At 62.7% G+C, this 18,299-nt stretch carries 18 protein-coding genes; 5 read left to right on the top strand and 13 right to left on the bottom strand.

Features of this window, described 5'->3' with window-relative positions; translation table 11 throughout:
- Nucleotides 1-13: 13 nt before the first annotated feature.
- The 9 genes from ACIPZF_RS00130 to ACIPZF_RS00090 all read right to left on the bottom strand — a co-directional run bounded on the left by ACIPZF_RS00130 (nt 14) and on the right by ACIPZF_RS00090 (nt 6,920).
- Nucleotides 14-619, bottom strand: a complete 606-nt coding sequence (locus ACIPZF_RS00130; protein ID WP_400794100.1) for an START domain-containing protein — start codon at nt 617-619, stop codon at nt 14-16.
- Between the two features lie 34 nt (nt 620-653).
- Nucleotides 654-908 (bottom strand): YkgJ family cysteine cluster protein, encoded by a 255-nt coding sequence (locus ACIPZF_RS00125; protein ID WP_400794098.1) that lies wholly within the window; start codon nt 906-908, stop codon nt 654-656.
- 121 nt (nt 909-1,029) lie between these two features.
- A complete protein-coding gene (locus ACIPZF_RS00120; RefSeq protein WP_400794096.1) occupies nt 1,030-1,476 on the bottom strand; it encodes a hypothetical protein in 447 nt (148 codons plus the stop codon).
- 63 nt (nt 1,477-1,539) lie between these two features.
- A complete protein-coding gene (locus tag ACIPZF_RS00115; RefSeq protein ID WP_400794094.1) occupies nt 1,540-2,982 on the bottom strand; it encodes a PLP-dependent aminotransferase family protein in 1,443 nt (480 codons plus the stop codon).
- 186 nt (nt 2,983-3,168) lie between these two features.
- The gene (locus tag ACIPZF_RS00110) at nt 3,169-3,981 is read right to left on the bottom strand and encodes an OmpA family protein (RefSeq protein WP_400794092.1); all 813 of its coding nucleotides are present in this window, start codon (nt 3,979-3,981) and stop codon (nt 3,169-3,171) included.
- Nucleotides 3,978-4,331: a DUF4398 domain-containing protein gene (locus tag ACIPZF_RS00105; RefSeq protein ID WP_400794090.1), complete on the bottom strand. Its 354-nt coding sequence runs from the start codon at nt 4,329-4,331 to the stop codon at nt 3,978-3,980. The genes ACIPZF_RS00110 and ACIPZF_RS00105 overlap by 4 nt, the downstream gene beginning before the upstream one ends.
- A 9-nt stretch (nt 4,332-4,340) precedes the next feature.
- Nucleotides 4,341-5,162 (bottom strand): substrate-binding periplasmic protein, encoded by an 822-nt coding sequence (locus ACIPZF_RS00100; RefSeq protein WP_400794088.1) that lies wholly within the window; start codon nt 5,160-5,162, stop codon nt 4,341-4,343.
- 78 nt (nt 5,163-5,240) lie between these two features.
- Nucleotides 5,241-6,170 (bottom strand): electron transfer flavoprotein subunit alpha/FixB family protein, encoded by a 930-nt coding sequence (locus ACIPZF_RS00095; protein ID WP_110745645.1) that lies wholly within the window; start codon nt 6,168-6,170, stop codon nt 5,241-5,243.
- Nucleotides 6,171-6,920 carry an electron transfer flavoprotein subunit beta/FixA family protein gene (locus tag ACIPZF_RS00090; RefSeq protein WP_400794086.1) on the bottom strand — a complete coding sequence of 250 codons (750 nt, stop codon included), beginning with the start codon at nt 6,918-6,920 and terminating at the stop codon, nt 6,171-6,173. It abuts the gene before it with no gap.
- Between the two features lie 555 nt (nt 6,921-7,475).
- Here ACIPZF_RS00090 and ACIPZF_RS00085 point away from each other — a divergent pair.
- Nucleotides 7,476-9,140 (top strand): electron transfer flavoprotein-ubiquinone oxidoreductase, encoded by a 1,665-nt coding sequence (locus tag ACIPZF_RS00085; RefSeq protein ID WP_400794084.1) that lies wholly within the window; start codon nt 7,476-7,478, stop codon nt 9,138-9,140.
- Nucleotides 9,141-9,209: 69 nt separating this feature from the next.
- Here ACIPZF_RS00085 and ACIPZF_RS00080 read toward each other — a convergent pair whose 3' ends face one another.
- Complete coding sequence (locus ACIPZF_RS00080; protein ID WP_400794082.1) at nt 9,210-10,469, bottom strand: hypothetical protein; 1,260 nt, start codon at nt 10,467-10,469, stop codon at nt 9,210-9,212.
- A gap of 108 nt (nt 10,470-10,577) precedes the next feature.
- Here ACIPZF_RS00080 and ACIPZF_RS00075 point away from each other — a divergent pair, with 108 nt between their 5' ends.
- Nucleotides 10,578-10,865, top strand: a complete 288-nt coding sequence (locus tag ACIPZF_RS00075) for a hypothetical protein (protein ID WP_400794080.1) — start codon at nt 10,578-10,580, stop codon at nt 10,863-10,865.
- Nucleotides 10,866-11,031: 166 nt separating this feature from the next.
- Here the strand turns inward: ACIPZF_RS00075 and ACIPZF_RS00070 are convergent, their stop codons facing one another.
- From ACIPZF_RS00070 to ACIPZF_RS00060, 3 genes are all read right to left on the bottom strand, one after another.
- Nucleotides 11,032-12,339 carry an MFS transporter gene (locus ACIPZF_RS00070; protein ID WP_400794078.1) on the bottom strand — a complete coding sequence of 436 codons (1,308 nt, stop codon included), beginning with the start codon at nt 12,337-12,339 and terminating at the stop codon, nt 11,032-11,034.
- A 72-nt stretch (nt 12,340-12,411) separates the two neighbouring features.
- On the bottom strand, nt 12,412-12,888 hold the full coding sequence (locus ACIPZF_RS00065) for a histidine kinase (protein ID WP_400794076.1): 477 nt from the start codon (nt 12,886-12,888) through the stop codon (nt 12,412-12,414).
- 172 nt (nt 12,889-13,060) lie between these two features.
- Nucleotides 13,061-13,537, bottom strand: a complete 477-nt coding sequence (locus ACIPZF_RS00060; protein WP_400794074.1) for a sigma-70 family RNA polymerase sigma factor — start codon at nt 13,535-13,537, stop codon at nt 13,061-13,063.
- 196 nt (nt 13,538-13,733) lie between these two features.
- Here ACIPZF_RS00060 and ACIPZF_RS00055 point away from each other — a divergent pair, with 196 nt between their 5' ends.
- Genes ACIPZF_RS00055 through ACIPZF_RS00045 form a run of 3 tightly spaced genes read left to right on the top strand, consistent with a single transcriptional unit; the run spans nt 13,734 to nt 18,281 of the window.
- A complete protein-coding gene (locus ACIPZF_RS00055) occupies nt 13,734-14,909 on the top strand; it encodes an efflux RND transporter periplasmic adaptor subunit (RefSeq protein ID WP_400794072.1) in 1,176 nt (391 codons plus the stop codon).
- Nucleotides 14,910-16,874 (top strand): MacB family efflux pump subunit, encoded by a 1,965-nt coding sequence (locus ACIPZF_RS00050; RefSeq protein WP_400794070.1) that lies wholly within the window; start codon nt 14,910-14,912, stop codon nt 16,872-16,874.
- 3 nt (nt 16,875-16,877) lie between these two features.
- On the top strand, nt 16,878-18,281 hold the full coding sequence (locus ACIPZF_RS00045) for an efflux transporter outer membrane subunit (RefSeq protein ID WP_400794068.1): 1,404 nt from the start codon (nt 16,878-16,880) through the stop codon (nt 18,279-18,281).
- Nucleotides 18,282-18,299 lie beyond the last annotated feature (18 nt).

The raw sequence follows: 18,299 nt of genomic DNA, 5'->3' as shown, positions 1-18,299 counted from the left end.
CGCTACGCGACCCTCAGGGCTTTTCAGCCCGCTCGCGCAACCCCTTCAGGGTATTGAACGGCGCATCGACCACGAACTTGTTGGCAACCATCGCCGGCACACTGCCACCCGGCTCGGTGTGCACCTGGTAAGTTACTTCGGTAGCGTCACCCTTGGGCACCAGTTTCCAGAAGCCCTCAACTTTGGCCACCCGCACGAAACCCTTCTCTTCGGGGATATAGGTCGGCTCTTCTTTCAGGTTACGGGTCAGGCTGCCATCAGCACCTTTGAGGGTGGTGACATGCAGCACCGAATCACGCGGTGTCACCGGCCATGGTGTGTTGAACTGGGTGTAGGTCCAGCTTTGGTCGCCCTCATGCTTGAGCAGCTTCTGCGACTTGCACTCGTGAATCCACTTGCACGCCCCCGCCACATCTTCCTGCAGCGCCTGGACCTTGGCCAGCGGCGCCTTTATCAAGGTCACGCCCTGGTAGGCCTTGTACTTGGAGCCTGGCACCTCACTGAGCGAAACCTTGATCCCCTCCTCGTCCTTGGCCACTTGCCAGTTCTCGGCCCAGGCGGCCGGCGCCAGCAGGACACCCATGCCACACAGCAGTGCAATACGCTTGAACGATCTCATCATCTTTATCCTTGTTGTCGAAGATCCAGCCTTGTCACGCCGCCGTCATCTGCTCCCACCAACCGAGAATCCTGATTGCCTCGTCGCGATCATTGCCGCACACCTCGATATCTGCCTTGAAACCACCACACACCGCTGGCCGTTCGGGCTTGCCGAACAGGTCGCAGAGGTTTTCAACGGTCAGGTGCAGGCAGCGCTCACCAGCTGGCTTGCCCTCGGGCATGCGCGGCATCGCAGAGCTGATGGACGGGGCGATGCAGCAGGCACCGCAGCCCTCACGGCAATTCATGACAACAGGACTCCCTGAAACAGAACGGGACGAACGTCCCTGGATAGTAACCGCTCAAACATACGTTTGAAATTGCTGGCCGGATGAAATCGGCCGTGACCTGGCAGTCAGTTGCCAGGCACTACTGCCGAAACTCGAAGTCGATGGCCGCGCCTTCGACATCGCGACGGCTGTCGTTGCGCATCTGCAGCTGCATTTCGTTGCTGATCAACCGGCCGTTGAGCTGGAACGGGCTGTCGTCGCTCTGCGGCTTCTCCGTGAACATGGCGGGCAGCAAAGGTTTGCGACGCGTTGGAGAGTTGCCGACATCAGGTTCGAGATCGTTGACCATTTCCTCGGGCAGACTCAAATCGAGCTTGGCTTTGGGCAGCGGCTTGGACGCCACCTTGCTGACCGGCTTGCGCGCTGGCTTGGCTTTGGGCTTGGCGGGCTGCTTGGTCGTCGGCTTTACCGGTGCATGCTTGCCCTGCTGCGCTTGCGCCGCTGGCTGCGCAGCCTGGGCTACGCCAGCAAGCGTACACAACGGCATGAAGCAAACGATCAGGGCAACGCAACGCAACAGTTTCATGGACATCGGCAGCCAGGCTGGAAATGTGCGTATGCTCTCCGTTCCGCTCGCGCCTGGCAAGCCTTACAAAAGTGTGGGCTGCGGCTCCCTGCACAATTGCTGAGCCAACAACCCCAAAGTCATCACCGCCCGCTCGGCTTCCTTGTTCCACGGAATGCCGCAGTTGAGGCGTATGCAGTGGTTGAACTGCTCGGTGTTACTGAAGATCAAGCCAGGTGCGATGCTGATGCCCTGCTCCAGTGCACGTACGTGCAGCTCTTGGGTATTGACCCGCCCCGGCAGGCTGACCCAGAGAATGAAACCGCCGGTGGGCCGAGTCATCTGCGTGCCCTCCGGGAAGTGCTGCTGCACGGCCAACTGGTAAGCGCTGAGGTTCTTGCGGTACTCCTGACGGATATAGCGCAAGTGGCGGTCATAGCCGCCATTTTCCAAGTAGGCCGCCACCCCCATCTGCGTCACGCTGCAGGCCGAATGCGTGGTGAAGGTCTGCAGGCGCTGGATCTCGTCCTGATAACGCCCCGCCACCATCCAGCCGACCCGCACGCCGGGGGACAGGGTCTTGGAAAAGCTCGAGCAGTAGATCACCCGATCCAGCCGATCGAACGCCTTGAGCGCCTTGGTCTTGCCTTGCTCGAACATCAGTTCGCCATAGATATCGTCCTCGACGATCTGGATGTCGAAGTCCGACGCCAGGCGCAACAACTGCTTCTGACGCTCTTCGGGAATGGTGCCGCCCAGCGGATTACTCAGGCGCGAGGTCAACACCAGAGCCTTGATCGACCACTGGTTGGCCGCCAACTGCAGGGCTTCCAGGCTGATGCCGGTGAACGGGTCGCTGGGGATCTCGATCACCTTCAGCCCGAGCAGGTCGGCCAGTTGCAGCAGCCCGTAGTAGGTCGGCGATTCGGCGGCGATCAGATCGCCGGGGCGGGTCAGCACACGCAGCGACATCTGCAAGGCATCGACACAACCATGGGTGACGATGACTTCGCGCGGATCCACCAGCACACCGGCATCGCGCATGCGGATCGCGATCTGCCGACGCAAGGGCTCGAAACCGGGGCTGAACATGTAGCTGAACGCGCGCGGGCTGTGAAAGCGGGTGACCTTGGCGATCTGCTGATGCAAAGCGCGCACAGGCAGGTAATCGACATGCGGTACAGCCGCACCGAACGGGAATACGCCATCGCGACGCGCCTCGGTGAGCACCTGTTGAATGATGCTGGCGCGGGTGACCAGGCCGGGGCGCTCGACCCGGGCTATGTCCGGCGTTTGCGCGGTCAGGGCCGGGGTCTGGTGCACGTAATAGCCCGACTGCGGCCGGGCGCGGATCAGCCCCTGGTCTTCAAGGTTGGCGTAAGCCTGCAGCACCGTGGCATGGCTGACATTGAGCTGGGCGCTCATCTTGCGCACGGACGGTACGCGCTCGCCTGGCTGGTAGACACCGCGACGGATGTCATCGGCCAGTTGCTGGGCGATACGCTGGTACAGCAGCAGGTTGGTCATGGCGGGCGACTCGTTGTTTTTGTGCGACTCACTGGCGGTAGAGCATACCGTAACAGTTGCAAAGTGTACTGGGACAGATTGCAGAATAGTCGACATTACAGTTGCGTGGCATCTGTCGAAACGATTAACCCTTCACCTTTCGTAAAAAAAATGGGACCGAATTTCGATCCCATTTTTCATCACCAGTCAGCGCGCTGGCGCGAGCTTACCCTTGTCATCGGAAAAGACGATTTCCACCCGACGATTCTGCGCCCTGCCCCGCTCCGAGGCATTGGCTTCAATGGGATACTGGTCGCCATAACCCTCAACCTGCAGGCGCTTCTCGTTGACACCCAGGTCAACCAGCATGTCGGCTACCGCTTGCGCCCGATCACGCGACAGCTTGAGGTTATCCTCCGGCGCGCCGGTATTGTCGGCGTAGCCTTCGATCCGCACGATGCGACGCGGATTGAGCTGGAGGAACTGCACCAGCTTGAGCACAGTGCGGCTGGCCGAATTCTTGAGGTCCGCACGGCCCGTGTCGAACAGCACATCGCCCAGGGTCATGACCAGGCCACGGTCAGCCTGCTCCGAGGCCAGCGCAGCGATCTGCGTTTCGACCCACTTGCCCTGCTGCTGCACGCTGGCCAGCTTGGCTTCACGCAAGGCCAACTGCAGGCGCTGGCGTTCGAGGTCGAGCTTGGCGATGCGCTCCTGGTTCAACGCCAATTTGGCGTGTTCACTGGCGATTTCACTGTAGCGCTGGCTCAGATAAGCGTAGTGGCGCACGTCGCTGCCAGTGCCAACGTAACTGGACAAGCGCTCGGCCCGGGCCAGCGATTCACCGGCACGGATCACATCGCGCGGCGCGCTGCGCAGCACGTCGGAATCATCCTTGACCTTCTGGAAGGCGGTCGTCGCATCGTCCAGCGCCGCCTCGCTGCGCTGACTGGCGCAACCCTGCAGGCCGGCCGCCAGGGCCAGCAGGGTCAGTGCGGCCATCGATTTGAAACGCATCATGGCTGCACCTCCAGCTGCTTGCGCAAGCGCTTGACCCGCGATTGCAATGCACTCAGCTGCTCGTCGCTCTTCTGGTTCAGGACCCGCGCTTCGGCCAGTCGCGCATCCAGCTCGGCCTGCTCGGCGCGCATGCGTGCGTCGCGGTAATCTTCGGTAAGCATGTTGCTCTTGGCCCGAGCAAGCTTGTCTTCGGCCAGCTTCAGCTCTTCGACCTGGTCGGTGGCCCCGACCGCCTTGGCCTGCTCCAGCGCCTGTTCGGAAAGACGCATCTGTTCATTGGGCGCCGGATCATTGGCGCAGCCGGCCAGGCCGAGCATGGCCACGGCAAGGATCAGTGATTGGGTTCTCACGCACTCTTCCTACTGTTTGGGGGCGTCCGCCTGCACATGCATCTGCACCTTCCAGCGCTCGACGTTACGTTGCAGCACGGCTTCGGACGCACCGGAGATCGGCAATTCTGTCAGCTTTTTTGCCAGTTGCCCACGTAACCAGCTGTCATTGCACGCCGAGTTGTGCGAAACGGCCAGGTACAGGCCCGGACGGTCAACCGGCAGGCCACGCGCGATCAGGTCGTTGCTCATGCCCAGGCTCTGGGTCATGGCCATGCCTGAGTAACGCCCAGCCAGGACGTAATCGACCTGGCCCAGCACCAGTTTCTGGAACGCCTGGGTGAGGTTCTGCGCTGGCTCCAGCTTCAGCTGGGTTTTGGCAAAGGCGCTGAAGGCTGGGGTCAACCGGGCGCGCTCCGAGAGGCTGCCTCGGTAATTGGCCAGGTCGGCCGGGCCCTCGAACTCCACTTGGCCGTCATGTCGGGTCCAGACGAGATATTCGTTGAGCTGCAAGGGCGGGTGAATGTAGTCCAGCGCGGTCAATTGCTCTACCTGCATTGGCGTATCGAGCAGCAGGTCCATGCGCCCGCTGCGCACCTCTTCCAACGCCTGATCGCGCCGGCCAGCATTCAGCACTTCCACCTTGACGCCCAATTCGCCGGCCACCTGGCGCAACAAATCAACGTTGGCGCCGATCAGGTGTTTCGGATCTTTCGGGTCCTGCCAGGAATAAGGCGGCGCATCCGGGCTGCCGGTCGCCACCAGGCGCTCACACTTGCCTGCCGCCATTGCCAGCGGCGACAACAGCGCCAGCGTGCATGCCAACACCTTGCCTGATTTGCGAAACGCCATCCCTCACTCCTTGCCCGCATAAAAAAAGCCCGGCCCTCATGACAAGGGCCGGGCTTCTTTATAAGTGAAGCAGCCGGATCAGACCAGCTTTTCCAGCTCCGGAACCGCTTCGAACAGGTCTGCGACCAGGCCGTAGTCGGCTACCTGGAAGATCGGCGCCTCTTCATCCTTGTTGATCGCAACGATCACCTTGGAGTCTTTCATGCCGGCCAGGTGCTGGATCGCGCCGGAGATACCGACGGCGATGTACAGCTGCGGCGCAACGATCTTGCCGGTCTGGCCGACCTGCATGTCGTTGGGCACGAAGCCTGCGTCGACCGCGGCGCGCGAGGCACCGACGGCGGCGCCGAGCTTGTCGGCCAGGCTGTACAGGTGCTTGAAGTTGTCACCATTGCCCATGCCACGGCCGCCGGAAACGACGATCTTGGCAGCGGTCAGTTCCGGGCGGTCGGACTTGGCCAGCTCTTCACCGACGAAGGCGGAGATACCGGCGTTGTGCGCAGCGCCCACCGCTTCGACGGCAGCCGAGCCACCTTCGGCAGCGACAGCGTCGAAGCCGGTGGTACGCACGGTGATGACCTTGACCGCAGCGCTCGATTGCACGGTGGCAATGGCGTTACCGGCGTAGATCGGGCGCTTGAAGGTATCGGCGGATTCGACCGAGATGATCTCGGAGATCTGGTCGACGTCCAGCAGCGCGGCAACGCGCGGCAGGATATTCTTGCCGTTGGTGGTGGCCGGGGCCAGCACGTGGCTGTAGCCCTTGGCCAGCTCGACGATCAGCGGCGCGACGTTCTCTGGCAGAACGTGGGCGTAGGCGGCGTTATCGGCAACCAGCACCTTGGCCACGCCAGCGATCTTGGCGGCGGATTCGGCAACGCCACCGACGTTCTGGCCTGCGACCAGCACGTGCACATCACCACCAATCTTGGCGGCAGCGGCGACAGTGTTCAGGGTAGCCGGGGCTACGGCACCGTTTTCGTATTCAGCGACAACCAGGATAGTCATTTAGATTACCTTCGCTTCGTTCTTCAGCTTCTCGACCAGTTCGGCCACCGATTTGACCTTGATGCCAGCGCTGCGAGCAGCAGGCGCTTCGACTTTCAGGGTTTTGTTGGTGGAGGCGAGCGATACGCCCAGCGCGTCTGGAGTAACGGTCTCCAGCGGCTTCTTCTTGGCCTTCATGATGTTCGGCAGCGACGCGTAGCGCGGCTCGTTCAGGCGCAGGTCGGTGGTGACGATGGCCGGCAGGTTCAGAGCAACGGTCTGCAGGCCGCCATCGATTTCACGGGTGACGTTCAGCTTGTCGCCAGCGACTTCGACCTTGGAGGCGAAGGTGCCCTGGGCGTAGCCGGTCAGCGCGGCCAGCATCTGGCCGGTCTGGTTGTTGTCACTGTCGATGGCCTGCTTGCCGAGGATTACCAGCTGCGGCTGCTCTTTATCGACAACGGCCTTGAGCGCCTTGGCCACGGCCAGGGAGTTAAGCTCATCGGCGGCTTCGACCAGGATGGCACGATCGGCACCCAGAGCCAGCGCGGTACGCAGCTGCTCCTGGGCAGTGGTCGGGCCAACGGAAACGACCACGATCTCGCTCGCCACGCCCTTTTCTTTCAGGCGTACGGCCTCTTCCACAGCGATTTCGCAGAAGGGGTTCATGGACATCTTGACGTTTGCAAGGTCGACGCCGGAGTTGTCCGCCTTGACGCGAACCTTGACGTTGTAGTCGACCACTCGTTTGACAGCTACAAGAACCTTCATGGATTCCTCGTTACTCTCCGGTGAATAGATAGTCGCCTGGGGCTGAGCCCGGCGATGCGCGTGGGTACAAGGGCACCTCTAAAAACGTACTGGGAGGCGTAAACTTCAGCGTGACCGAACAGTCCTGTCGCGACCGTTGCGGCAATTACTCACGGGTCATTTTCTGTCGTGGCGTGTAAACTCCACTACAAACCGGCCAAAAGCCGCAAAACCCTGCTCCACACCTGGTTTTTAGAGGTGTACCTGCGCCCGGCTGCAAGCCTACGGCGAACGTAAAACCGCTCGTATCTTGACCGCATCACCCCATCCGGTCAATACGGCAAATCGGTCACCCTCCAGCCGCGTTCCTGTGATTTTACTGGCCTGCGGCAAATTCAAACAAACGTTTGTATTGGACCCGCCAAGTGGTGTAGATATAATGCGCGGCCAAGACAAAACGGTGTAGTCCATCCTCTGCGCTGCTACAGCTCCGCTCCCGTGAAGCGCGGTGCGCATGATCACCCCACACCCATAAGACCTAGCAACAGCACAGCCTTGATGAGTAGGAGAGAACCAGTGGAACGCGAATACATGGAATTCGACGTGGTCATCGTCGGCGCTGGCCCGGCGGGCCTGTCAGCCGCCTGCCGCCTGAAGCAGAAGGCCGCCGAAGCCGGTAGCGAGATCAGCGTCTGCGTGGTCGAGAAAGGCTCCGAAGTCGGCGCCCACATCCTCTCCGGTGCGGTGTTCGAACCGCGCGCCCTGAACGAGCTGTTCCCCGACTGGAAAGAACTCGGCGCGCCACTGAACACCGAAGTGAAGCGCGACGACATCTACGTGCTCAAGGATGCTGGCAGCTCGACCAAGGTCCCTGACCTGTTCGTGCCCAAGACCATGCACAACCATGGCAACTACATCATCTCGCTGGGCAACCTGTGCCGCTGGCTGGCCCAGCAGGCCGAGAACCTCGGTGTGGAGATCTACCCAGGCTTCGCCGCCCAGGAAGCGCTGTTCGACGACAACGGCGTGGTGCGCGGCATCGTCACCGGTGACCTGGGTGTCGACCGTGAAGGCAATCCGAAAGAGGGCCTGTACACCCCGGGCATGGAACTGCGCGCCAAGTACACGCTGTTCGCCGAAGGTTGCCGCGGCCATATCGGCAAGCAGTTGATCAAGCGCTTCAACCTCGACAGCGAGTCCGACGTCCAGCACTACGGCATCGGCCTCAAGGAAATCTGGGAAATCGACCCGTCCAAGCACGAGCAAGGCTTGGTGGTGCACACCGCCGGCTGGCCGCTGGACGTGGTCAGTTCCGACAATACCGGTGGCTCGTTCCTCTATCACCTGGAAAACAACCAGGTGGTGGTCGGCCTGATCGTCGACCTGTCCTACGCCAACCCGTACCTGTCGCCGTTCGACGAATTCCAGCGCCTCAAGCACCACCCGGTGATGAAGCAGTACCTCGAAGGCGGCAAGCGCATCAGCTACGGCGCCCGCGCCATCTGCAAGGGCGGCCTGAATTCGCTGCCGAAGATGGTGTTCAATGGCGGCGCGCTGATCGGTTGCGACCTGGGTACCTTGAACTTCTCCAAGATCAAGGGCAGCCATACGGCGATGAAGTCCGGCATGCTTGCCGCCGAAGCCGTGGCCGACGCACTGATCGCCGGCAGCGAAGGCGGCGACGCACTCAATACCTACGTCGAGGCGTTCAAGGCCAGCTGGCTGCATGAAGAACTGTTCGCCAGCCGCAACTTCGGCCCGGCGCTGCACAAGTTCGGCCCACTGCTTGGTGGAGCATTCAACTACGTCGACCAGAACTGGTTCGGCGGCAAGCTGCCCTTCACCCTGCACGACACCAAGCCGGACTACGCCTGCCTCAAGCTCGCGGCCGACTCGAAAAAGATCGACTACCCGAAACCGGACGGCAAGCTCAGCTTCGACAAGCTCAGCTCGGTATTCCTCTCCAGCACCAACCATGAAGAGGAACAACCCTGCCACCTGAAGCTGACTGACCCGAACATTCCGATCGCCAGCAACCTGCCGCTGTACGACGAGCCGGCGCAACGCTACTGCCCTGCCGGTGTGTACGAAGTGGTCACCCAGGAAGACGGCAACAAACGCTTCCAGATCAACGCGCAGAACTGCGTGCACTGCAAGACCTGCGACATCAAGGACCCGGCCCAGAACATCACCTGGGTTACCCCTGAAGGCGCAGGCGGGCCGAACTACCCGAACATGTAACCTTCGCCCTTTTGCCAAAGCCCCCAGCGCGTAAGCCTGGGGGCTTTTTTGCGCGCAGTTGAAGACCGCTCAGGCCGCCGGCTTCTCATTGTTCGATGAGGCAGGTTCGAATGGCCCATTGCGGGTATGGACTTGGCTCTCGGAGGTATCGAACCCCAGCTGGGTCAAGCGTTCGAGCACATGCCCCAGGCATGCCCCGCCATCGGGTTGATAGTGTCCTGACGCGTCGTTGATCATGCCCAGTAAATCCCGTACAACCAGGTGGGTGGTGATGCGCCGGATAGTGAACTCGCCAGCGCACGCCACCGGCTTCCCCGCGCCCAACTGGCTGTGGCGGATATAGTGGTCACGCGAGGCAGCTTTGTCCCAGTGTTTGACGATGATGCTGCCCTGGGGGGTGTAAACCCAGGTATAGGCGTCATTGTCCGTATTGGGCTTGAGGTACAGCGGGTGCCCGCCTTTCAGATCGTAGGCCAGCACCTGACCGTCAGACACGCCGATCAGCTGGCATACACCCTCGATGGTCGCAGGATCGTAAGAACGCCAGGCCAACCAGTCGCCAATCGTAGGCGTCCACTTCACCGGATAGGTATAGCCCGCATAATCCAGCGGCGTAGTGCCATACTCCTGCCGCCAGTCGAGCCAATTCACCTTGCCGGTCCAATTCGCCCCCTTGGCCGGTAGCAACCAGGGGCTATCCGACCCCAGTACACGATTGATCATGTGGTCATTGACCACCAGGTCCATGGAACGCATGCGCCAAGCCGGGCCATAGCCACCCACACTTTCCTGGTACAGTTCGATGCTGTCCAGGTCATCGGCGAACACGGCCCGCCCCGGGAACATCAACGGCAAATCGACGGTGGCCTGCAACGCAGCGTTGTATTCGAAGTTGTCGGCCAGGTACTGATGCCTCAGGCTGCCATTGATCGAGAAGCTGATCCTGTCGCTGGTGCCTGCCCTGTACTCATCGGCCACCTGCACATGAATCTCCAGTTTGCTGACCAGCAAGCCGGAGGTCTTGCCGCGTGCGAACTGCCCCGGCCACTTCACCTGCCATCTCGTGGCAGCCGCCACCTCGCTTCGGGCCTGCAGTCGAACGTCCCCCGAGTAAGGGTCGGCAAGCAGCCCGCGGGCACCGTCGTCATAACTCAGCTCACCCGCCGGCGACAGATGCCAATGGTCCGCTTCCTGGGGCTCTGGCAATGGCCGGATGCCCATGCCCAGTGCTTGACGCGTTTCAAGATTGGTCAGGCGGCCATCCTTGAACAACCAGGTCGCCGCCAGCGCATCGGACGCCGCGGCAACGCGAACGCCAGCTCTGTCCACTGTCAGAACATCGTGCCCAGTGCTCAAGCAAAAGGGGATACCCACGGGCAAGCCTTCGAGCTCATCGCCCCGACGCAGCTTTCCATCCAATGATTGCAGTAGCAGGTGATGGATTTCGACCCGGCGACCCTTGGCGTCATACAGATCCAAAGCTACGCCGGTGGGGGATTCCTGGATGTCATGGACGTGTCGAAAATCTGCCAGCAGATGGCCTCCGGTGACCTGCCCGCCCTCACCATAAACCACCAGCCATGCATGCTGGTGCTGTATGCGGTCATCGAACACGTAGGCCCGGTTCTTCCCCCAACTGATCATTGGGGTCAGCACCTGCGCCGTTTCTCTCATTTTTCTGGAAACACCGGCGAACACCATATTCGCCGGTATCTGTGGAAGTAGTTCGCGTGCCTGCCAGTGCACGGTAAAACCATACATGCCGTTTGCCTCCTCTGGCGTGGGTACAGGGTCCGATGATTCGGACCCTGGCAAGCTACCCAAACCATCAGTGGCCGGCTGTCAGCCACGTCTCTTGCGGCTGCATGAAGCCCGTGTGGCGATCGTCGGATCAGGACGTCGGGCACTGCAGCACTGGCGTTTGATCACGGCGCCCGAAATACATCGCCGTGCACACGCCGACCGTGCCCATGATCAGACAAAAGCCAACGCACACCCACGGGCTCCACGGCATCAGCGCGATCAACGCCAGTGGCGTGGTGCTGGCCCACAGGGCATAGGCGACATTGTAGGTAAAGGAAATCCCCGATACGCGAATCTCGGCCGGGAACAACCCGACCATTACCGACGGCACCACCCCTACCACACCGCATGAAAGCCCGGCCAACGCATAGGCCAGCCAGGTCACGCCCCACTGCCCCACCAGGCTGGCGTAAAGCACGCCAATGCCCAGCGGCAGCAACAGGCTGTAGATCATCAGCGCCCGCCACGCGCCCAGGCGATCGACCAGCAGGCCGGCCAGCACGCAGCCTAGGTTGAGGAAGACGATGCCCACGCTACTCAGGGCAAAAGTGTGCCCCGCCGTCATGCCGAAGCGCTGCTGCATCACCGTCGGCGTGATCACCACCAGCACCACCACCGCCGAGGTCAATACGCACGTCAGCAGCGCGGCCGGGATCAGCGCTCCACGGTGTTCGCCCAGCACCCGCCGCAGCGGGAACGCCACCGGCTGTTCCTTACGTTCGCGCAAGGCCAGGAATACCGGTGTTTCACTCAGCCAGCGGCGCAGCCAGACACCGATCACACCAAACACGCCACCGAGCAGGAACGGGTAGCGCCAGGCGTAATCGAGAATCTCCTGCGCGGTGAAGGCCTGGGCCAACAGCGTTGCCGTCAGCGCCCCCAGCAGGTAACCAAAGGTCAATCCGGCCTGCAGGAAGCCCAAGGCATAACCGCGCCGCCCTTGCGGTGCGTGCTCGGCAACGAACGTCCAGGCGCTCGGCACCTCACCGCCGACTGCGGCGCCCTGCAGAATGCGCAACGCCAGCAGAATCAGCGGCGCCGCGTAGCCGATGTCGGCATAGGTCGGCATCACGCCGATCAGCAGGCATGGCAGAGCCATCATCAGGATGCTCAGGCTGAATACCCGCTTGCGTCCCAGATGATCGGCGAAGTGCGCCATGACGATGCCACCCAGCGGCCGCGCCAGGTAGCCGGTGACGAAGATGCCGAAGCTCTGCAGCAGGCGCAGCCACTCGGGCATTTCGGGTGGAAAGAACAACTGGCTGAGGGTCAGGGCAAAGAACACGAAGATGATGAAATCGTAGATTTCCAGCGCGCCGCCCAGCGCCGCCAGGCCCAGGGTCCGGTGGTCGCCACGGCTGAACCTGGGCGGGCGAGCGGTATCGATGGCTGTCATGGCAGGGTTCCGCGAATCGGCAAAGGCCAGGAGGATAGCAAATACTCGCCGCCTTGCCCCGCACCGCCCCCGCTAGCGGTTGAACACGGTATGGGCGAAGTTCCTGCGGGGATAAGCCGCTGGCCCGCCGCCAAGGCCTGACGGCATCGGCAGTCTACCGATCAGTATCGGTGCATCGATGATCGCCATGAAGGCCTCCAGGGCCTCGTTGTCCGGCACCTGCGGCAAGCTCACGTTCACCGCCTGGCGCTCGGTCTGCGGCACTGCAGGCACCTTCAAATGACGGGAGTGGTAGAGCAAGGCATGCTGGATCTGCGTGCTGACCCGGCAAAAGCGCGCCAGGTCGACCCCGGCATGGCTGGCCAGCTCGATATTGCCCACGAGCAGGTTGAACGGCTGCAGTGCGCAATGCACCAGGCGCTGCAGCTCATCGAAGCTCTCCACCGGTGCGATGCGGTAATAGCCCAGGCCATTGAGCAGTTTTTCCAGCTGCAAGCGCTGGTAAGGGTGCTCGTCGGCAATCAGGATGCGCAGGGTCTTGTTGGTCATGGTCGGACCTGGGCAGTCAGGTGAATAGGACACGCTCCCTGACCAAACTGCGCCAGCAACAGGCAACCACCAGGGTCGAACACCTGGAGGGGTCAATCTAGATAGTTGTCGTGAAACACTTGGAAATCAAGTTGCCAGCACACAGAATTTTCACCCGCAATTTACTCGTTTTTCAGGATTCCCATTGGCGCATACGCAATCGGCAGTGCTTCATGGCATTGACGATGTGCTTTTCTACCAGGCTGCGGGAGATGCCCAGCTGCCCGGCAATCTGCTGATGCGAAAGGCCATCGAGCTTGCGCAGCAGGAAGCTGTCGCGGCAGGGCTTGCTCAGTTCATCCAGCGCCTTGCGCATCAAGGCCAGGCGTTGATCGAGCTGCATGTTCTGGGCCGGCGCCGGGCTATGCCAGCGCTCATCGAGGTCCAGCACCTCCAGCGGCTCGACTTGGCGCAACCTGTGTCGCCGATGACGATCGATAACCAGGTTCAGCGCGGTGCGGTAAAGGAACGCGCGCGGGTGCTCGATCTGCTGCGCATCGGTGCGTTCGAGCACCCGCAGATAGGCGTCATGGGCTATATCCTCGGCCGCCTGGCGACTGCCTAGGCGCGCGGCAAGGAAACTCACCAGCTCGCGATAATAATGTTCCACGAAGGCACCTGAGAGCGTCCTGACGGGAGGGGACAGGGTCTGAATAATATCAACCTGCAATCTTACAAATTATAATGATTCTCAGCAACTCACTGTCCCCGTTACTAAATCCACCCCAACAGCCTTCGTTTAACTGGCACCTCCGTGCGCGCCTGACCCGGCAGCGCGTGGCCACCACCCTTGGCTGGAAGTCCGCATGAGATTACCCAACACCCGCCGACGTATCCTTCTGGGCGGCCTCGGCCTGCTGACATTGGGCAGCCTGCTGGCGTGGAAAAGCCTGCCTTTCGGTGCACTGCCGGTCAGCACCGTTGCAGTCGCCCGCGGCGACATCGAAAGCAGTGTGACCGCACTCGGCACCTTGCAGCCGCGTCGCTACGTCGACGTCGGCGCCCAGGCGTCCGGGCAGATCCGCACACTGCATGTGGAAGCCGGTGATACGGTGCGCAAAGGCCAGTTGCTGGTGGAAATCGACCCTTCCACGCAACAGGCCCGCCTGGACGCCGGTCGCTTCTCCATCGATAACCTGAAGGCGCAGCTGGCCGAACAGCGCGCCCAGCAACAGCTCGCCCAGCAACAACTCAAGCGCCAACGTGAGCTGGCCGCCGCCGGTGCCACGCGCGATGAAGACCTGCAGGCAGCCGATGCCCAGCTCAAAGTCACCCAGGCCCGCATCGAAATGTTCCAGGCCCAGATCCGCCAGGCCCAGGCCAGCCTGCGCAGCGACGAGGCCGAACTGGGCTACACGCGCATCTATGCCCCAATGGATGGCACCGTGGTGGCCGTGGATGCCCGCGAAGGCCAGACGTTGAATGCCCAGCAACAAACCCCCTTGATCCTGCGCATCGCCAAACTGTCCCCAATGACCGTCTGGGCGCAGGTATCCGAAGCCGATATCGGCAAGGTCAAGCCAGGCATGACTGCCTACTTCACCACCTTGGCCGGTGGCAAGCGCCGCTGGAACAGCACCGTGCGCCAGATCCTGCCGATTCCACCCAAGCCGTTGGCCCTGACCAGCCAGGGAGGCGGCGGCCCAGCCAGTGCGGTCAGCGGCACCACCGGCAGCCAGGTGGTGCAATACACCGTCCTGCTCGACGTGGACAACCCCGACGGAGCGCTGATGGCCGAGATGACCACCCAGGTGTTCTTTGTCGCCGGCCAGGCCAGCCAGGTGCTGACCGCGCCGCTGGCCGCGCTGGACGACAGTGAAGTCGAGGGCCTGCGCCTGGCCCAGGTGCTGGGACAGGATGGGCAGATGGAGCAACGCCAGGTGCGCACCGGCCTCAGCGACCGCCTGCGGGTGCAGATTCTCGACGGCCTGCAAGAAGGCGAACGCCTGATCATCGGCGCACCGCTGGCCAGTGGAGGTTGAATGACTACGCCCCTGATCGAACTTCGCGATATCCGCAAGTCCTACGGCGGCATCGACAGCCCCAAGGTCGACGTACTGCGCGGCATCAGCCTGAGCATCCATCCCGGCGAGTTCATCGCCATCGTCGGCGCTTCCGGCTCGGGCAAGTCGACACTGATGAACATCCTTGGCTGCCTCGACCGCCCCACGTCCGGCAGTTACCTGTTCGCCGGCAAGGACGTCGCCCAGCTGGACAGTGACGAGCTGGCCTGGCTACGTCGGGAGGCCTTCGGTTTCGTGTTCCAGGGCTACCACCTGATCCCGTCGGGCTCGGCGCAGGAAAACGTCGAGATGCCCGCCATCTATGCCGGCACACCAGCCGCTGAACGCCATGCGCGGGCCGCCGCCCTGCTAGGCCGCCTGGGCCTGGCCAGCCGCACCGGCAACCGCCCGCACCAATTGTCCGGCGGCCAGCAGCAGCGGGTGTCGATCGCCCGGGCATTGATGAACGGCGGGCATATCATCCTCGCTGACGAGCCGACCGGCGCGCTCGACAGCCAGAGCGGTACCGAGGTCATGGCCCTGCTGGACGAACTGGCCAGCCAAGGCCATGTGATCATCCTGATTACACACGACCGCGAAGTGGCGGCGCGCGCGCGGCGGGTGGTAGAGATTCGCGACGGCCTGATGATCAGCGACTCGGCGGCCGACCAGCCGCCCATCGAGACCCACCCGGGCCTGCAGGCCGACGACCTGCGCCAGCGCCTGGACCAGGGCGCGACCCAACAAGGTGCCTGGAAAGGCGAACTGCTCGAAGCCCTGCAGGCGGCCTGGCGAGTGATGTGGGTCAACCGGTTCCGCACGGCCCTGACATTGCTCGGCATCGTCATCGGCGTGGCCTCGGTGGTGGTGATGCTGGCCGTTGGCGAAGGCAGCAAGCGCCAGGTCATGGCACAGATGGCCGCGTTCGGCTCCAACATCCTCTACCTCAACGGCCGCCCTGCGACACTGCGCGAACCGGGCGGCATCGTCACCCTCGATGACGTCGCGGCGATTGCCCAACTGCCCCAGGTCAAGCGCATCATGCCGGTCATCGGCAGCGACGTGATGGTGCGCCACGGCAATAACAATCAGAAGTTCTATGTGGGCGGTAACAACGTCGAGTTCCCCCTGATCCTCAACTGGCCCGTGGTCGAAGGCAGCTTCTTCAGCGAGGCTGATGAGCGCAGTGGCGCCGCTGTCGCGGTGATCGGCCAGAAGGTACGCGAAAAACTCCTGCCCGCAGGCACCGACGGGCTGGGCCAATACCTGCTGATCGGCAACGTGCCGTTCCAGGTGGTCGGCATCCTGGCCGCCAAGGGCGCCAGTTCCGGTGACCAGAAAAGCGACGAGCGCATCGTGGTGCCCTACACCGCGGCGTCCATGCGCCTGTTCGGCAGCCATGACCCGGAGTACGTCATCATCGCTGCCGCCGATTCAGCCCGGGTGGCCGAGACCGAGGCCGCGATAAACCGCCTGATGCGCAAGCGCCATCAGGGCAAGGACGATTTCGAACTGACCAACGACGCGGCACTGATCCAGGCCGAAGCGCGCACGCAGAACAGCCTGTCGCTGATGCTCGGGGCAATCGCCGCCATCTCGCTGCTGGTCGGCGGCATCGGCGTGATGAACATCATGCTCATGACCGTTCGCGAGCGTACCCGCGAAATAGGTATCCGCATGGCCACCGGTGCGCGCCAGCGCGACATCCTGCGCCAGTTCCTCAGCGAAGCGGTGATGCTGTCGATGGTTGGCGGCGTCACCGGCATCATCCTGGCCATGGCGATCGGTGGTGGGTTGATGCTGGCCAGCATCTCCGTTGCCTTTGCTTTGCCCGCCATCCTCGGCGCGTTCACCTGCGCCGTCGTCACCGGCATCGTGTTCGGCTTCATGCCGGCTCGCAAGGCCGCACGACTCGACCCGGTGAAAGCCCTTACCAGCGAATAAACCATGACCCTGCCATGCCGCATCAGCCTCTTGACCCTGTACCTGGGCCTCACCGCCTGCAGCACCCCACCCACGCCCGCAAGCGGCATCACCGCCCCGCCAGCGTGGCAAGGTGCAACTGCCCTGCCCACGGTCGGCCCGCCTTCGGCTCGCTGGTGGCGTACCTTCGCCAGCAGCGAGCTGAACCAGCTGGTCGAGCGCGCCCGGCGCAATGCCCATGACCTTGCCGCCGCCACGGCCCGAGTCCGCCAAGCCCAGGCCCGCGCGGTGATCGCCGGCGCCCCGCTGCTGCCCGAAGTGCAGTTCGGCCTTGACGGCAGCCGACAGCGTTTGCTGCATGGCCACGGCAACAACGCGCTGGATGTCAGCAGAAGCCAGAGAACCTACAGCAGCTTCGCAACGCAGCTTACGGCCAGTTATGAACTGGATTTCTGGGGTGGCCTGCGCGCAGCGCGGGCAAGCGCGTTGCGCGAACTCGACGCCAGCATCTTCGACCGCCAGACGGTGGAGCTCACCCTGGTGAGCGCCGTTGCCGACAGCTACCTGCAAGGCCTGGCCCTTGAAGAACAACTGCGCATCGCCCACCTGAACCTGCGCAATGCCCGTGACGTGCTGCACCTGGTGGAAACCCGCCAGAGCGCGGGGTCCGCCACGCGCCTGGAGCTTGCCCAGCAACGCAGCCTGGTGGCCGCGCAGGAGCGGCAGGTACCGCTGCTCGAGCAACAGTGGCAGGACAGCCGCGTCACCCTCGCGACCCTGCTCGGTGACCCGGTTCAGGCCTTGCCCGCCTACATCCAGACGATCTCCACCGTGCAATGGCCGGCGATTGGCAGCGGTGTGCCCAGTGAATTGCTGACCCGCCGACCGGACATCGCGGCCGCCGAAGCACGCCTGGCGGCCGCCAGTGCCAATGTCCAGGTCGCCAGGGCCGCGATGCTGCCCACACTCACCCTTGGCGCCAGCCTGGGCACTGGCGCGAACACCTTCGCCAGGCTCCTCGACAGCACCTACTACACGCTCACCGCCGGCCTGGTCGCGCCGGTGTTCAACAACGGCCGGCTACGCGCCTCGCGTGAGTTGGCTGAAGGCGAGCAGGCGCAATTGCTCGAGGACTATCGCAGCAGCATCCTGGCCGGTTTTGCCGATGTCGAAAAGGCGCTCAATGCCATCCAGGGCGTGGAGCGTCAACGACAGTGGCAGGATGAAGAGGTGCTGCAGGCGCGCCAGGCTTTCGACCTGGCACAGCAGCGTTATGGCGCTGGCGCCGAAACGCTGTTGGCCGTGCTGGAAACCCAACGCACGCTGTACCTGGCCCAGGACCAGCAAGCACAATTGCGCCTGGCCCGCCTGCAGGGCAGCGTGGCGCTGTACAAAGCGTTGGGAGGGGGCTGGCAGGTCCAGCGCTGAGGGTCGAGGGCTGGATGG

Source organism: Pseudomonas sp. NPDC089752 (assembly GCF_044748725.1).
Taxonomy (GTDB): domain Bacteria; phylum Pseudomonadota; class Gammaproteobacteria; order Pseudomonadales; family Pseudomonadaceae; genus Aquipseudomonas.
The sequence above is the reverse complement of the archived record's forward strand: the minus strand, read 5'-3'. Positions and strand labels throughout refer to the sequence as shown.

What these genes read in the sequence shown, in the direction of transcription:
- ACIPZF_RS00090 (WP_400794086.1), bottom strand. Translation starts at nt 6,920, where the DNA reads ATGAAGGTTCTTGTAGCTGTCAAACGAGTGGTCGACTACAACGTCAAG.
- ACIPZF_RS00095 (WP_110745645.1), bottom strand. Translation starts at nt 6,170, where the DNA reads ATGACTATCCTGGTTGTCGCTGAATACGAAAACGGTGCCGTAGCCCCG.
- ACIPZF_RS00055 (WP_400794072.1), top strand. Translation starts at nt 13,734, where the DNA reads ATGAGATTACCCAACACCCGCCGACGTATCCTTCTGGGCGGCCTCGGC.
- ACIPZF_RS00045 (WP_400794068.1), top strand. Translation starts at nt 16,878, where the DNA reads ATGACCCTGCCATGCCGCATCAGCCTCTTGACCCTGTACCTGGGCCTC.
- ACIPZF_RS00115 (WP_400794094.1), bottom strand. Translation starts at nt 2,982, where the DNA reads ATGACCAACCTGCTGCTGTACCAGCGTATCGCCCAGCAACTGGCCGAT.
- ACIPZF_RS00050 (WP_400794070.1), top strand. Translation starts at nt 14,910, where the DNA reads ATGACTACGCCCCTGATCGAACTTCGCGATATCCGCAAGTCCTACGGC.
- ACIPZF_RS00125 (WP_400794098.1), bottom strand. Translation starts at nt 908, where the DNA reads ATGAATTGCCGTGAGGGCTGCGGTGCCTGCTGCATCGCCCCGTCCATC.
- ACIPZF_RS00120 (WP_400794096.1), bottom strand. Translation starts at nt 1,476, where the DNA reads ATGAAACTGTTGCGTTGCGTTGCCCTGATCGTTTGCTTCATGCCGTTG.
- ACIPZF_RS00110 (WP_400794092.1), bottom strand. Translation starts at nt 3,981, where the DNA reads ATGATGCGTTTCAAATCGATGGCCGCACTGACCCTGCTGGCCCTGGCG.
- ACIPZF_RS00130 (WP_400794100.1), bottom strand. Translation starts at nt 619, where the DNA reads ATGAGATCGTTCAAGCGTATTGCACTGCTGTGTGGCATGGGTGTCCTG.
- ACIPZF_RS00100 (WP_400794088.1), bottom strand. Translation starts at nt 5,162, where the DNA reads ATGGCGTTTCGCAAATCAGGCAAGGTGTTGGCATGCACGCTGGCGCTG.
- ACIPZF_RS00070 (WP_400794078.1), bottom strand. Translation starts at nt 12,339, where the DNA reads ATGACAGCCATCGATACCGCTCGCCCGCCCAGGTTCAGCCGTGGCGAC.
- ACIPZF_RS00075 (WP_400794080.1), top strand. Translation starts at nt 10,578, where the DNA reads ATGGATTTCGACCCGGCGACCCTTGGCGTCATACAGATCCAAAGCTAC.
- ACIPZF_RS00065 (WP_400794076.1), bottom strand. Translation starts at nt 12,888, where the DNA reads ATGACCAACAAGACCCTGCGCATCCTGATTGCCGACGAGCACCCTTAC.